Source organism: Lutibacter sp. A80 (assembly GCF_022429645.1).
GTDB lineage: Bacteria > Bacteroidota > Bacteroidia > Flavobacteriales > Flavobacteriaceae > Lutibacter.
In genome coordinates, this window is the sequence record NZ_CP092480.1 from 1901709 (window position 1) to 1915678 (window position 13970).

Genomic DNA, 13970 nt, shown 5'->3' on the forward strand with positions numbered 1-13970 from the left:
AACAAAAATAAGAATAAATTACTATATTCGTATCAACTTGATAGTAATGAATCAAAAACTAAAATCCGAAGCTTTTACAATTTATTTAATTTTAGCATCCATGTTTATTGCAGCATTGGTAGCTTCAAATTTAATTTTTCAAAAATTTTTTTATTGGAATCCTTTTGGATGGTTCAGATTTGAACTTTCTGTTGGTATTTTACCTTACCCTATTACCTTTTTAATTACCGATATTATTTCAGAAATTTATGGGCGAAAAAAAGCAAATCAGGTTGTAATTGCAGGTATTTTTGCTTCATTTTTTTCAATGTTGATTGTTCTTATTGCAAATTATACTCCAGCAATTGATAATTCACCTATTAACAACCAAATATTTACAAAAGTATTTGGACTATCTCCTATTGCTGTTTTAGCTTCTATGTTAGCTTATTTATTTGCTCAATTTATTGATATCCGCCTATTTCATTTTTGGAAAAGAAAAACCAAAGGTGAACATTTATGGTTACGCAATAATTTTTCCACCTTCGCTTCACAATTAATTGACACTGTAACGGTGGTAGGTTTACTGTGTATTTTTAAAGTTTTACCTTGGAATATTTTTGGGACTTTAGTTTTAAGTGGTTTTTTATTTAAAATTATAATTGCACTTTTAGATACTCCTATTTTATACTTTATAGTTTACCTATTTAAAAAACGATTTCATTTAGCGAAAGGAGAAGAAATTTCATTTTTTAAATAAAAACAAGTGCTTATTTTAAAGGTCTTTTTTTTATCATTCCTCCTTTGGTGTCTTTTATACTGTTCATAATTATAAATGCATGCTCGTCAATTTTTTCTATTTCGGTTTTAATTCTTGCAATTTCTAATCGTGTAACAATTGTATAAATAATATCAAAATTAGTTAAATCTTGTTCTTGCTTTCCAAATCCACCTTTTCCAACATATACGGTTACTCCACGTCCTAAATCTTCAGTTATCATTAACCTAATTTTTTCACTTTTGGTTGAAATTATTGAAATTCCGGTATATTCTTCAACTCCTTCAATAATAAAATCAATTGTTTTTGCTGCAGCCATATAAGTTAACATTGCATACAAGGCTACTTCTATTGATAAAATATAGGCTCCAAAGGAAAATATTATAATGTTAAAAATTAAAATTATATCACCTATTGTAAGTCCTGATTTTTTACTCAAAAATATTGCTAAAACTTCTGTTCCATCAATAACAGCACCACCTCTAATAGACATTCCAATACCACCTCCTAAGAAAAAACCACCAAAAACAGCGATTAACAACTTATCTGAAGTAATTAAAGGGTATGGAATAAAATGAACCGATAATGCTAAAGCTATAATTGCTAAAATACTTTTTAAAGCAAATTGTTTACCAATATTAGAATACCCTAAAACTATAAAAGGCAAATTAATAAGTACAATTAATACCGATAGGGAATAACCTGTAACATCTGAAATTAATAAGGATATCCCCATTGCTCCACCATCAATAAAAGAGTTTGGCAATAAAAATCCTTTTAATCCAAAACCGGCAGAAACAACACCTATTAAAATAAAAAACACCTCTCGTACACTATGAGAGATGCTTACTTCTATACTTTTAACCTCTTCAGACAATCTTTTAGTTTGTCTAAACGAGCTTTTTTTAAATCTACGTTTTACGGTTTTAACAATTAAATTATGTATAAATGCAATCATATATTATTTCTTCTCCTCTAAAATTAATTAACCGTTATTATTACTTTATAACCTTCGTTATTTCTAATGTTAAAAACGGTATTATCTTCAAATAATAAATACTGCCCTTTTACACCTTTTAATTTACCTGAATATACATGAGATTTTTCTAAATTTAAGGTTTTAATTTTTGTTGGATATTGTAAAACTGGATAATTTACCTCTGTAATTTTATTATTATTTGCTAAAAAGTAAGGTTGAACTTCTTCTGGAATATATTTTTTTAATTTTTCACGTTCTTCAATCAAATCTGCACTAGAGATATCATTTTTCAACATTTTTTGCCAGCTTGTTTTATCTGCTACGTATTCTTTAAGCGCAACTTCTGTAATACCTGCCAAATATCTATTAGGAACCTCAACAATTTCAATTGCTTTTGAGGCACCTTGGTCAATCCAACGTGTTGGCACTTGGGTTTTTCTTGTTACACCTACTTTTACATTACTTGACAGTGCTAAATATACAATATGTGGCTTTAACTGAACACTTTTTTCATAGGCTAAATCTCTATCTTCAATATCTTTATGTGCTGTGCTTAATTCGGGTTTCATTATCCAATCTCCAACGGCAGCACTTTTGTAAAAACAATCATAACAAAAGCCTTGTCTAAAAATTTTCTTTTCTTTACCACAACACAAACATTGATACCCTTCAAAACTAATCTCAATTTCTTTATCTAATAATTGGTTTAAAACTAAAAAATCATTTTCAACATCTAAGTAATATTGAACTTGATTGTTTAATTCTGTTTTCATTTTTTTTAGTACTGTTTGATATTGCATTTAAAGTTTTTTATTAAATTTAACATTCCAAATATACTGATTAAAATATGCCATTTCAAATAGTAAATTCAATAATATCTTGGTTCTTAAAAAAAAGAAAACATCAAATGGAGTTATTTTTAAAATATCCTATAGATGTACAACATGAATTATTGTTTAAATTATTAAATAAAGCTCAAAATACAGAAATAGGAATTAAATATGACTTTTCGAAAATAGACACTTACAAAGATTTTACAAAAAATGTACCAATTCAACAATACGAATCTATAGAACCTTTAATAGATCGTACTAGAAAAGGTGAACAAAATATTTTTTGGCCTACACATATTAGATGGTTTGCAAAATCTAGTGGAACAACAAATGCTAAAAGTAAATTTATTCCCGTAAGCGATGAAGCTTTAGAAAACTGCCATTTTAAAGCAGGAAAAGATATGCTTTGTTTGTATTTTAACAATAATGAAGAAGCTCAACTTTTTACTGGTAAAGGCTTACGTTTAGGAGGAAGCAGTGCTGTATATGAAGATAATGACACGTATTTTGGTGATTTATCTGCTATAATTATTGAAAACATGCCATTTTGGGCAGATTTTAGAAGTGCACCTAAACAAGAAACTGCTTTAATGGAAGAATGGGAAACCAAATTAAATGCAATTGTTAAAGAAACTATTAACGAAGATATTACAAGTTTAGTAGGTGTTCCTTCTTGGATGCTGGTTTTATTAAACAGAGTTTTAGAAAAAACAGGAAAAGATAATATTCTAGAAGTTTGGCCAAATTTAGAAGTATATTTTCATGGCGGTGTAAATTTCAATCCATACAGAGAACAATTTAAAAAACTAATACCAAAAAAAGATTTTAAATATTACGAAACCTACAATGCTTCTGAAGGATTTTTTGCAATTCAAGATGTAAATGATTCTTTAGACATGTTATTAATGCTCGATTATGGAATTTTTTATGAATTTATTCCTATGCACGCATTTAATGGTGAAGATTCTGAAGCTATTCCGCTTGAACAAGTAGAATTAAATACCAATTACGCCATTGTTATTACTACCAATGGTGGCTTATGGCGCTACTTAATTGGTGATACTGTAAAGTTTACATCATTAAACCCTTATAGAATTCGAATAACCGGACGCACAAAACACTTTATCAATGTTTTTGGTGAAGAATTAATTGTAGAAAATGCTGAAGAAGCATTAAAACAAGCTTGCTTAAAAACAAATGCTGAAATTTCTGAATACACTGCTGCACCTGTTTTTATGGATAACAAAAAAAGTGGTAGACACGAATGGATTATTGAATTTAAAAAACTTCCAGAAGATATCGATTATTTTACAGAAATACTTGATAACACAATTAAAGCTATAAATTCAGATTATGAAGCTAAAAGGTATCATGATTTAACCTTAGAAATGCCTAAAGTAAATGTAGCTCCAGAAGGTTTATTTTACAATTGGTTAAAACTTAAAGGTAAATTAGGCGGACAACATAAAATACCAAGGCTTTCAAATTCTAGAAAACATTTAGAGGAATTATTAGAACTCGAATTGGTAAATTAATTACTTCCAAAGCACCTCTGTTTTAGAGGTGTTTTTATCGTTTTCTGAAATATATTTTAGATTTTGAATTTTTGCTTTTAACAATAATTTTTTTCCTTCTAAACTTCTAGAATAAAGCAACTCTGATTTTCCAACATACTTTTTCCAATTTTTATAAAACAATGTAGCTGATTTTTTATTAGAATCGAAAATATTTGGCACTGAATGCATATTGTAAATTCCTATTTTATCCTTCATCCAATTTTTTCGTGAAATAATATATCTAGGATTTTTTATTGGTTGTAATATTTCATTTAAACTTGTTACAAAAAGTGAATTTTCAAAATAAGACGCCCCAATTAACGAACAACTAATTGCTCCTTTTTTATCTTTAACAACTTCAATTTGAATGGTGTTAAAATCTGTTTTTATTAAATTTGATTGTAACATAGTTTGTAAAACTGCTTTCCCAATTTTACTAACTAGCTTATCTACATTTCCTAAAACATAATACAGTCTAATTACTTTTAATGTTCTTGGTAGAAACACAATAAATAAACTTACTATAAAATATTTTAATACAATTAAAAAATTACCTCTTAATAAGTTAACAAGATTATTGGTTATGTATTCAGTTGTAAAATATAAAAAACCAAGTCCCAATTCAATAAATCCATTTTTAGATAATTTAGTATAAACTGCTTTTTTACCTTTCTTAAAAGCTGGTGTTGTTAAATAATCAACTTTTACAATTTTTTTAATATTATAACCTTTTGCAATAGCTGTATCCCAATCTTTAATTAAATCCGTTCTATTTTTAGCTTTATTAAACGTTTTTTTATTTAATTCATCTAAATCTAGATTATAAAAATTTGAAGGAATATTTAGCCTTTTAATTCCATTTTTAATAGTAGTTCCTATTACACTTAAACCTGTAAAAGCTTCAAATCTTTGAGTAAGTTTATTTATATCTTCACCACCATTTACGTGAGTAGTATCTATACTTGCTAAATGCCAAATATGACCAGTTTTATTGGCTTGTTTTACCCTTATTGCCCTACCTCTCATTTGATTAGATGAAGCAAAAGAACCAATATTTGAAGCTAAAATTAATGAATTTATTGAAGGAGCATCCCATCCTTCTCCTAATAAAGATTTTGTACCAATTAAAATTTTTATAACTCCTTTTTCAAACAACTGAGTAATTACTGCTACAATTGTATTTCTATAGGACTTACTTACCACAAGTTCCACAAAGTTATTTGAATTATCTATACTTTTTGTATGAAAGTCTTCAGGTGAAATAGCATCACTTAATTTTTCTAGACAACTCTTATTTAAAATAATAATAGATCCAGATAATACAGCAATTGAAGAAGTATCTTCAATATATTTTTTTAGATAATTAAAAATTGGTATCACTCCAATTTTATTAATTTGCTTGGTATAATTTTCATTTAAACCTAAAAATTCTTTTCTAATAAAATCCGTTAAAATAACCAACCTTAAATCTCCTTTAAGCTGTTCTTTTTCAAATTTCACAATAGAGACAATACTTTGTAATTTATTGGTACTATTTGTTATTTTTTTAAAAATTTTTTGATTGGCTAATAAGTTTACTTTTTTATTATGAATTCCTCCTACTTTTTTTAAATCTTTCTCAATTAAACTTAAAGACTCTTCGAAATACTCTAAAGAGGTTCTATATTCAAATAATATTTTTTGTAATAAAATTGCTATCCAATTTAAATCTAAAACTGGAAACTCAATAGTTTCATTTTTTTCAAAACCTAAAAACTGTAATTTTTCTTGTGAAATTAGCTCTCCACATTCGTTTAAAAAAATTAAAATAGATGAATAGTATGAAGGATCATTATAAATTTCTTCAATATATTGTTTAGGAAACTTATAAAAAGCATGTGTTTTTAAAAAATTAATAAATTTTTCATCTTCTTTTAAAAACTGGATAAATGTTGCTATACGTTTTCTAAAAGTAACAATGTATTCAATTTCAACATCGTTTGGTTTTGAAAAATAAATAAAATCTTGGTGTGGACATAATGCTCTTTCTTTTACCAAATCTGGTATTGAAATTTCATCGTCTACCTCTCCACATAAACTAAAATATCTGTTAAGCTCCAAGGGTGAACTATCTATTGGAGGAGTTGCTGTGAGTGCTATTATTGCTAAATTAGCATATTGCTTAAGCTCGAAAAGCACTCTCCACCACTCTTGTTTTAAATGATGTGCTTCATCTAAAACTAACACTTCAATACCATTATTTTTAAAATAGTTAATAAAGTCTTCAGAAGTTTCAAAATCTTTACGTAACGAAAATACACCTTGATAAGTACTAAAATTTAAATCTGATAATTCTTTTAAATTATCAGAATAATTAACAAACTTATTTTCAACATCAAAAAAAGTTTTAAATTTCTCTTGCCATTGGTGTTTAATGGTTAATGTAGGTGTTAACACTAGCGTTTTTTTATTTATACGCCGTAACATTTCTATACCAAGAATAGTTTTTCCTGCTCCAGGAGGAGCAATAACATGCAAATGATTATCTACAAAATGTGTTTCAAAATTATCTAAAAAAAGTTTTTGGTAAGATCTCCACGTAAATTTAAAACCTATAAAATTATTAAAAATTAGGTTATTTTTTTCGTTCAATAACATAATTCATCATAATAAGCAACGATTCTTTATATGGAGAATCTGGATAGGTATTTAAAATTTCTAATGCTTTTGTTTGGTATTCTTTCATTTTAGAAATTGTGTATTCAATACCTCCGTTTTCTTTAACAAAAGCAATAACTTCTTTTACTCTTTTTTTATCCTTATTATGGTTTTTAACCGAGTTTATTAACCATTTTTTTTCTTTGGTAGAACAATTATTTAAGGTGTAAATAAGTGGCAAAGTCATTTTTTGTTCTTTAATATCAATACCGGTAGGTTTTCCAATATGGGCTTCGGTATAATCAAATAAATCATCCTTAATTTGAAAAGCGGTTCCAATTAATTCTCCAAAAAGTCGCATTTTTTCTACCTCCTCTTCTGAAGAGCCAACAGAAGCTGCTCCAATACCACAGCATGCAGCAATTAAAGTTGCTGTTTTCTGACGAATAATTTCAAAGTAAACACTTTCTGTAATATCTAATTTACGTGCTTTTTCGATTTGAAGTAACTCTCCTTCACTCATTTCTCGAACAGCAACTGATATTAATTTTAAAATATCAAAATCTTCATTATCTATTGAAAGTAATAATCCTTTAGATAATAAAAAATCACCAACTAGAACGGCTATTTTATTTTTCCAAAGTGCGTTTACAGAGAAAAATCCACGTCTTCTATTACTATCATCAACAACATCGTCATGCACTAAAGTAGCTGTATGGATTAATTCTATAATTGAAGCTCCTCTATAAGTTCGTTCTTCAAATCTACCGTTTGAAACCATTTTAGCAACCAAAAAAACAAACATCGGTCGCATTTGTTTTCCTTTTCTTCTAACTATATAATGTGTAATTCTATTTAACAGCGGAACCTTAGTTATCATAGCTTCTCTGAATTTACTTTCAAAGAGCTCCATTTCTTTAAGTATAGGCTGTTTTATTAGTTCTACTGGTTTCATAACAATTACAAAAATAACAGAATTTTTATACCAATCTAAATTAATTTGACTGCATATTTAATTATTGAAAATTCTCAATATTTTAATACCCAAAAAGCATTTAAATACACGCTTTAAAACATTAAATTATAGTATTACAAATTAATACTATTTACCAATAAAAAAAAATAATTTATTGTTTTATACTGCTTTAATATAGTTTATATAAAAACCACTTATCACTACAGTTAACAACCCTAAAAACAAGCACTTTAGGGCAAACTTAAACAAACACAACTATTTGCTATAAAAAAATAAAACGCTTAAAAATAAGCGTTTTATTAAAGTTGTTTTTATAATACAATTCCGTTATGCAGTATAACCCTTAAAATAGTTTTTATACCAATTTATGCATGTATAGATAAAAAATAAGTTTGAAAATTACAATTCTTAATAATTCTAATTAGCACACTTAAAAAGGCCAAAATAATTAAATACGTTTCATTAAAATGCAGAACGGATACTGTTAATTATTTTATATTACGTTGAATATTTATAGATTCAACATGTATTGCTTTAAAAACTTCCTCTACAAATTCTTTACTTAAGCCTTTGCTAGTTCCAGTTTCTATCATAGCCGATAAAATATCTGACCATCTTCCACTTTGTAAAATAGCAACATTTTCTTTATGCTTTAATTTTCCAATTTCTTCAGCAACACCCATTCTATCGCTTAAAATATCAATAATATTACCATCAATTAAATCTAATTCTTTACGGAATAAATTCAATTTACTTTGGAAACTTTCTTTCGAACTATTTTTCTTACGGATTTTTAAATCTTTTGTAATTTCATCCAATCTTGCAGGTGTAATTTGTTGAGCTGCATCACTCCAAGCATTGTCTGGATCAATATGAGTTTCAATCATAAATCCATCAAAATTTAAATCCAATGCAGTTTGAGAAACATCTAAAAGAGTATCTCTTCTACCACAAATATGTGATGGATCAAGAATAATTGGTAAATCTGGGAATTCTTTTTTCAATTCAATTGCAATATGCCATTTTGGTTTATTTCTGTAATGACCTGTATTGTATGCCGAAAATCCACGGTGAATTACACCTAATTGTGAAATTCCATTTGCTTGAAAACGTTCAACTCCACCTAACCATAAAGCTAAATCTGGATTCACTGGATTTTTTACCAATACTGGTTTATCAACACCTTTTAATGCATCTGCAATTTCTTGAACGGCAAATGGGTTAACAGTAGTTCTAGCTCCAATCCATAAAATATCTACATCTGCTTTTAAAGCTAATTCTACGTGATTTGCATTTCCAACTTCAGTTGTAATTTTCATACCTGTTTCTTCACGAACGCGTTGTAACCATGGCAAACCAATACCCCCAACACCTTCAAAACCTCCTGGTCTTGTTCTTGGTTTCCAAATACCAGCTCTAAACACATTTGTATCTGTATCTTTTAATAAATGAGCTGTTTTTAAAACTTGTTCTTCAGTTTCAGCACTACAAGGTCCTGCAATAACAATTGGATGATCTAACCCCATGTTATCTAACCACTTTCTGTTTTCTTTTGTAATTTCCATCTTATTTTTGTTTCTTATTTAGTCGTTTTCTTGAATTCCGTTTAAAATTGATTTTATATAATTTGTATCGTTCATAGTTACTCTTAATCCATCGTCATCTGCATGTTCTATTAAAGATTTAAATTCAGTTAAATTTTTAATATACTCGTCTAGAGATCTAATAACATTTTCTTTATTTTCTAAAAAAATTGGTGCCCAAGTATTTGCATTACTTTTTGCTAAACGCACTGTAGATGCAAAACCTGTACTAGCCATATCAAAAATTGCTTGTTCATTTTTTTCAATTTGCAATACTGTTTTCCCTAACATAAAAGAACTAATATGCGATAGGTGAGAAACATACGCAATATGTCTATCATGTTCTACTGGTTGCATCATTTTAATACGCATATCTAAAAGTTTAAATAAACTTATTGCTTTATCTAAAATTTTCCAATCTGTTTTATCTGCTTCACAAATAATATTTACTTTATGATCAAACAAATTTAAAATAGCAGCTTCGGGACCTGAAAACTCTGTTCCTGCAAGCGGGTGTGCCGCTACAAAGTTTTTACGATTTTTATGATTTTCTACTGCCTTACAAATTTCATTTTTTACAGAACCAACATCAAAAACCAACGTTTTATCAGATATAATATCCAATACTTGTTTTGTAATTTTTGGAATAATATTAACTGGTACTGCAATAATTACCACAGCTGCATCAGCAATTTCAGAAAAATTAATTTCCTCATCAATTACTCCAAATTTTAGTGCTGCTTTTACATGTTCAGGATTTTGATCTACTCCATAGACTTTGTAATTTCCTCTCTTTTTCAAATCCAAAGCTAAAGAACCGCCTATTAAACCTAAACCAATAACTACTAACTTTTCCATGCTACACATTTATAGTAATTATTCTATTTAACACTTCTTCTAGTACCTCTTCTGAAACACATAATGATGCTCTTAAATAACCAGCTCCATTAGAACCAAAAATAGTTCCTGGTGTTATAAATACATTTTTATTATACAATAAATCGTCTGTAACATCTTCAGATTTTATGCCTTTTGGTAATTTTGCCCAAACAAACAAACCTCCAATATTTTTATTATAGGTACAACCTAGTGCATCAAATATCTGCCAAACTAATGCTCTTCTTCTTTTATAAATTTCATTTTGAGATTTAAACCAATCATCCGATAATTTGAATGCTTCCACAGCTCCTTTTTGAATACCAAAAAACATACCTGAATCCATATTACTTTTTACCTGTAAAATTGTTTTAATAATTTCGGCATCTCCCACAACCATTCCTACTCTCCAGCCTGCCATATTAAATGTTTTACTTAAAGAATTTAACTCTATAGCAACCTCTTTAGCTCCTTCTATTTCTAAAATACTAAGTGGGTTTTCATTTAAAATAAAACTATATGGATTGTCGTTAACAATTAAAATTTGATGTTTTTTAGCAAAAGCTATCAATTCTTTAAAATCTTCTTTTGAAGCAACAGCACCTGTTGGCATATGCGGATAATTGATCCACATAATTTTAACGTTATTTAAATCTTGTTGTTCTAATTCTTTAAAATTAGGCAACCAATTAGTTGAATCTGTTAAATTATATAAAATCGGTTCAGCTTCAACCAAATTTGTAACAGATGCATATGTTGGATATCCTGGATTTGGTATTAATACTTTATCGCCTTTATTTAAAAACGCCATAGAAATATGCATAATTCCTTCTTTAGAACCCATTAGGGGAAGAATTTCTGTAGCTGGATTTAAGGTAACATTGTAGTTTTCTTTATAAAAATCTGAAATCCCGTTTCGTAATTCTGGAATTCCTTGATAACTTTGATATTGATGTGCATCTGGCAATGTTACAGCTTTTTGAATTGCTGTTATTACACTAGTTGACGGCGCTAAATCTGGGCTTCCAATTGCTATATTTATTATTGGTTTACCTTGATTTCTTAAAGCCGCTACTTCTCTCAATTTTTTTGAGAAGTAGTATTCTTTTACATCATTTAATCTATCAGCTTTTTGTATCATTATCTTTTACCTTTTGTGTATTCTCCTAATATTTTTACTATTTCAACTTTTTCTTTAATTTCATCTATTGCATCAAAATAATCTGCATAACTTTTAAAAATAAAATCAGCAAAAAATGCATATTTCCAAGGGGTATTTATAACTGGCATAGATTGAATTTTAGACATATTTAAATTATGCTTAGCTAAAATTGAAAGTACTTCTGCTAAACTTCCAGAATCGTTACTTGTAATAAATTTTATAGAAGCTTTATTTGCAGAAACACTACTTTTATCTTTATTGTTATTTAAAATAAAAAAGCGAGTTGCATTTTCTTTAATAGTTTGAATATCTGTTGCTATAATATCTAAATCATATATTTCTGCAGCCAATGTACTTGCAATTGCGCCTACACCTGTTAAGTTATCATCTTTAATTCTTTTAGCAACAGAAGCTGTATCTTTATCTTCTATAAGCTTGATATGCGGATAGTCTTTAAAAAAATTATGACACTGTAATAGTGCCATAGGATGAGAATATACTTCTTTAATATCTTCAATTTTTTGACCTTTCAAACCCATTAAATTATGGCTAATTGGTAAATGAAATTCACCACAAATATTTAATTGAAAATCATCAATTAATGCGTAATTAGGCAATATTGCCCCAGCTATAGAATTTTCTATTGCCATAATTAAGACATCAGCTTTTTTGTCTAATAAAAGGTTTGGCATCTCAGAAAAAGATAAACATTCTAGTAAATCTATGTTTGCTCCAAAATATTGTTGCGCCACAATGTGGTGAAAAGACCCTTTTATACCTTGAATTGCTACTTTCATTTTTAATTTTTGTTCAAAAAAAAATCTCGAAATAATTTCGAGACTCTATAATTTATATTTTGTTAATCAACACATACAAAGCCTCACCCCTTATTGTTAAAATAAAAGTAAAAATAGAAGCTGTTAAATGTGTTATTTGTAATCATAATTGTTTTAATACCCGACAAATCTATACATTAATTTTAAAAAAACATTCTTTTTTATAAAAAAATTTAAATACTTATTGAAAATTTAATATTTAACGACTTATAATATGCTTTTCTAAAATACAATACCTAATTTTTAATAATTATTAAAACAATTCAGTTTTAATTTAAAAATACTTTAGCGTAATTTAAACACATGGTACTTTAAAAACTAAACTATTATTCATAAAACAAGCTTTTACTGCAACCTTAATATAAATTTATTTAACTTTGATTTTATATTTCATTTAAATTTTTAAATATTGAAACACCTTAAAATTATATTGAATTTAACCCTATTTTTTAGCATATTTTTTGAAGTACATGCTCAAAATTACGCTATTGAACTAAATTCAAATATTAGCAGTAAAGAAACACTTCCTTTTTTTTTAACATCAAATAAATTTGGCGCAATACCAAACAGCGATAATATTATATTGAATACAGCTATTTTTTCTGATTTTAAAAATAACAACAACACTTTTAACATTGCTTATAAAGCATCAATATCAGGTTTTATTGCTGATAAAAATGAAGTTTTAATTAACGAACTTTACACCAGTATTGCTACTAAAAATTTGCAATTAGACCTTGGTAGTAAAAATGAAGAAATTTTGTTTGAAGGTTTATCTGTTTCTAACGGTAATATTATAAATTCAATTAACACAAGAGCTTTTCCTGGAATTAACTTAAAAACCAGATCTTACTTAACGCTACCTATTGCCAAAAACTGGTTAAAAGTTAAAGCTAATTATGCTGAGTATTTTTTAAATGATAAACGCGCTGTAGAAAATGCTCATTTACATTATAAAAGCTTGTATTTAAAATCTAAGCTAAGTACTAAATTAAATTTAATAACTGGATTAGATCACTATGTTGTTTGGGGTGGAACATCTGAAGAGTTTGGAAAACAACCTACAGGTTTTAATAATTATTTAAAATATATAACTGGACAAGGAGATGGCATTAATACCGATGAAAGCATTAATTCATCAAACGCCTGGGGAAATCATGTTGGTAATTATTTAATTCAATTAGATTATGCTGGTGAAAAAACTAACTGGAGTTTTTATGTATCACATCCTTTTGAAGATAGATCTGGAAGAGAATTTTCTAATTACCCAGATGCATTGTATGGTTTTTTTATAGATTTAAAAAAACCAAAAAGCTTTATCACTCACTTTATTACTGAGTTTCAATACACCAAACATCAAGGAAAAAATACTTCAGAAAACGGTTTAATTGATAACTACTTTAACAATACCGTTTATAGTAGTGGATGGACCTATTTTGGACGCACAATTGGGTCACCATTTTTCACTACAAAAACACCTATAAATGGCATTACTTATGGTATTGCTGAAAATAGATTTACATCAATTAATGTAGGTTTTAAAGGCTATTTAAGTGAAACTATTCAGTACAAAACAAATGTTACGTATACAAAATACCCTGGATGGTTTAACACCCCTCTTAATAAATCTTTATTTTCACCATATTTAGAAGTTTTTATTTCTAATAGCTCTATACCTTTTGAAATAACAGTTGGTACAACTGGAGATTTCGGAGACTTTTTACCAACTAATTTTGGAGGTTTTTTAAAATTAACTAAAACTGGAATTTTTTAAG

The 13970-nt window shown here is 27.7% G+C and carries 11 protein-coding genes; 3 read left to right on the forward strand and 8 right to left on the reverse strand.

Features of this window, described 5'->3' with window-relative positions:
- Positions 1-46 precede the first annotated feature (46 nt).
- On the forward strand, positions 47-739 hold the full coding sequence (locus tag MHL31_RS08110) for a queuosine precursor transporter (RefSeq protein ID WP_240228727.1): 693 nt from the start codon (positions 47-49) through the stop codon (positions 737-739).
- 10 nt (positions 740-749) lie between these two features.
- Here the strand turns inward: MHL31_RS08110 and MHL31_RS08115 are convergent, their stop codons facing one another.
- A complete protein-coding gene (locus MHL31_RS08115) occupies positions 750-1715 on the reverse strand; it encodes a YitT family protein (RefSeq protein ID WP_240228729.1) in 966 nt (321 codons plus the stop codon).
- A 23-nt stretch (positions 1716-1738) separates the two neighbouring features.
- Positions 1739-2536 carry a DUF2797 domain-containing protein gene (locus MHL31_RS08120; RefSeq protein WP_240228731.1) on the reverse strand — a complete coding sequence of 266 codons (798 nt, stop codon included), beginning with the start codon at positions 2534-2536 and terminating at the stop codon, positions 1739-1741.
- Positions 2537-2583: 47 nt separating this feature from the next.
- On the opposite strand from MHL31_RS08120, the gene MHL31_RS08125 reads away from it, so the two are divergent.
- Positions 2584-4104: a GH3 auxin-responsive promoter family protein gene (locus MHL31_RS08125; RefSeq protein ID WP_240228732.1), complete on the forward strand. Its 1521-nt coding sequence runs from the start codon at positions 2584-2586 to the stop codon at positions 4102-4104.
- On the opposite strand, the gene MHL31_RS08130 is transcribed toward MHL31_RS08125, so the two are convergent.
- The 6 genes from MHL31_RS08130 to MHL31_RS08155 form a co-directional block, all read right to left on the reverse strand.
- Positions 4105-6762: a DEAD/DEAH box helicase family protein gene (locus tag MHL31_RS08130; RefSeq protein WP_240228734.1), complete on the reverse strand. Its 2658-nt coding sequence runs from the start codon at positions 6760-6762 to the stop codon at positions 4105-4107.
- Positions 6740-7717 (reverse strand): polyprenyl synthetase family protein, encoded by a 978-nt coding sequence (locus MHL31_RS08135; RefSeq protein ID WP_240228736.1) that lies wholly within the window; start codon positions 7715-7717, stop codon positions 6740-6742. The genes MHL31_RS08130 and MHL31_RS08135 overlap by 23 nt, the downstream gene beginning before the upstream one ends.
- 509 nt (positions 7718-8226) lie before the next feature.
- Positions 8227-9303 carry a bifunctional 3-deoxy-7-phosphoheptulonate synthase/chorismate mutase type II gene (locus tag MHL31_RS08140; RefSeq protein ID WP_240228738.1) on the reverse strand — a complete coding sequence of 359 codons (1077 nt, stop codon included), beginning with the start codon at positions 9301-9303 and terminating at the stop codon, positions 8227-8229.
- Between the two features lie 18 nt (positions 9304-9321).
- A complete protein-coding gene (locus MHL31_RS08145) occupies positions 9322-10179 on the reverse strand; it encodes a prephenate dehydrogenase (RefSeq protein ID WP_240228742.1) in 858 nt (285 codons plus the stop codon).
- 1 nt (position 10180) lies between these two features.
- The gene (locus MHL31_RS08150; protein ID WP_240228748.1) at positions 10181-11338 is read right to left on the reverse strand and encodes a pyridoxal phosphate-dependent aminotransferase; all 1158 of its coding nucleotides are present in this window, start codon (positions 11336-11338) and stop codon (positions 10181-10183) included.
- The gene (locus MHL31_RS08155) at positions 11338-12156 is read right to left on the reverse strand and encodes a prephenate dehydratase (protein WP_240228750.1); all 819 of its coding nucleotides are present in this window, start codon (positions 12154-12156) and stop codon (positions 11338-11340) included. The genes MHL31_RS08150 and MHL31_RS08155 overlap by 1 nt, the downstream gene beginning before the upstream one ends.
- Positions 12157-12625: 469 nt before the next feature.
- On the opposite strand from MHL31_RS08155, the gene MHL31_RS08160 reads away from it, so the two are divergent.
- Positions 12626-13969: a capsule assembly Wzi family protein gene (locus MHL31_RS08160; protein ID WP_240228752.1), complete on the forward strand. Its 1344-nt coding sequence runs from the start codon at positions 12626-12628 to the stop codon at positions 13967-13969.
- Position 13970 lies beyond the last annotated feature (1 nt).

What these genes read in the sequence shown, in the direction of transcription:
- MHL31_RS08145 (WP_240228742.1), bottom strand. Translation starts at nt 10,179, where the DNA reads ATGGAAAAGTTAGTAGTTATTGGTTTAGGTTTAATAGGCGGTTCTTTA.
- MHL31_RS08110 (WP_240228727.1), top strand. Translation starts at nt 47, where the DNA reads ATGAATCAAAAACTAAAATCCGAAGCTTTTACAATTTATTTAATTTTA.
- MHL31_RS08120 (WP_240228731.1), bottom strand. Translation starts at nt 2,536, where the DNA reads ATGCAATATCAAACAGTACTAAAAAAAATGAAAACAGAATTAAACAAT.
- MHL31_RS08115 (WP_240228729.1), bottom strand. Translation starts at nt 1,715, where the DNA reads ATGATTGCATTTATACATAATTTAATTGTTAAAACCGTAAAACGTAGA.
- MHL31_RS08140 (WP_240228738.1), bottom strand. Translation starts at nt 9,303, where the DNA reads ATGGAAATTACAAAAGAAAACAGAAAGTGGTTAGATAACATGGGGTTA.
- MHL31_RS08125 (WP_240228732.1), top strand. Translation starts at nt 2,584, where the DNA reads ATGCCATTTCAAATAGTAAATTCAATAATATCTTGGTTCTTAAAAAAA.
- MHL31_RS08155 (WP_240228750.1), bottom strand. Translation starts at nt 12,156, where the DNA reads ATGAAAGTAGCAATTCAAGGTATAAAAGGGTCTTTTCACCACATTGTG.
- MHL31_RS08135 (WP_240228736.1), bottom strand. Translation starts at nt 7,717, where the DNA reads ATGAAACCAGTAGAACTAATAAAACAGCCTATACTTAAAGAAATGGAG.
- MHL31_RS08150 (WP_240228748.1), bottom strand. Translation starts at nt 11,338, where the DNA reads ATGATACAAAAAGCTGATAGATTAAATGATGTAAAAGAATACTACTTC.
- MHL31_RS08130 (WP_240228734.1), bottom strand. Translation starts at nt 6,762, where the DNA reads ATGTTATTGAACGAAAAAAATAACCTAATTTTTAATAATTTTATAGGT.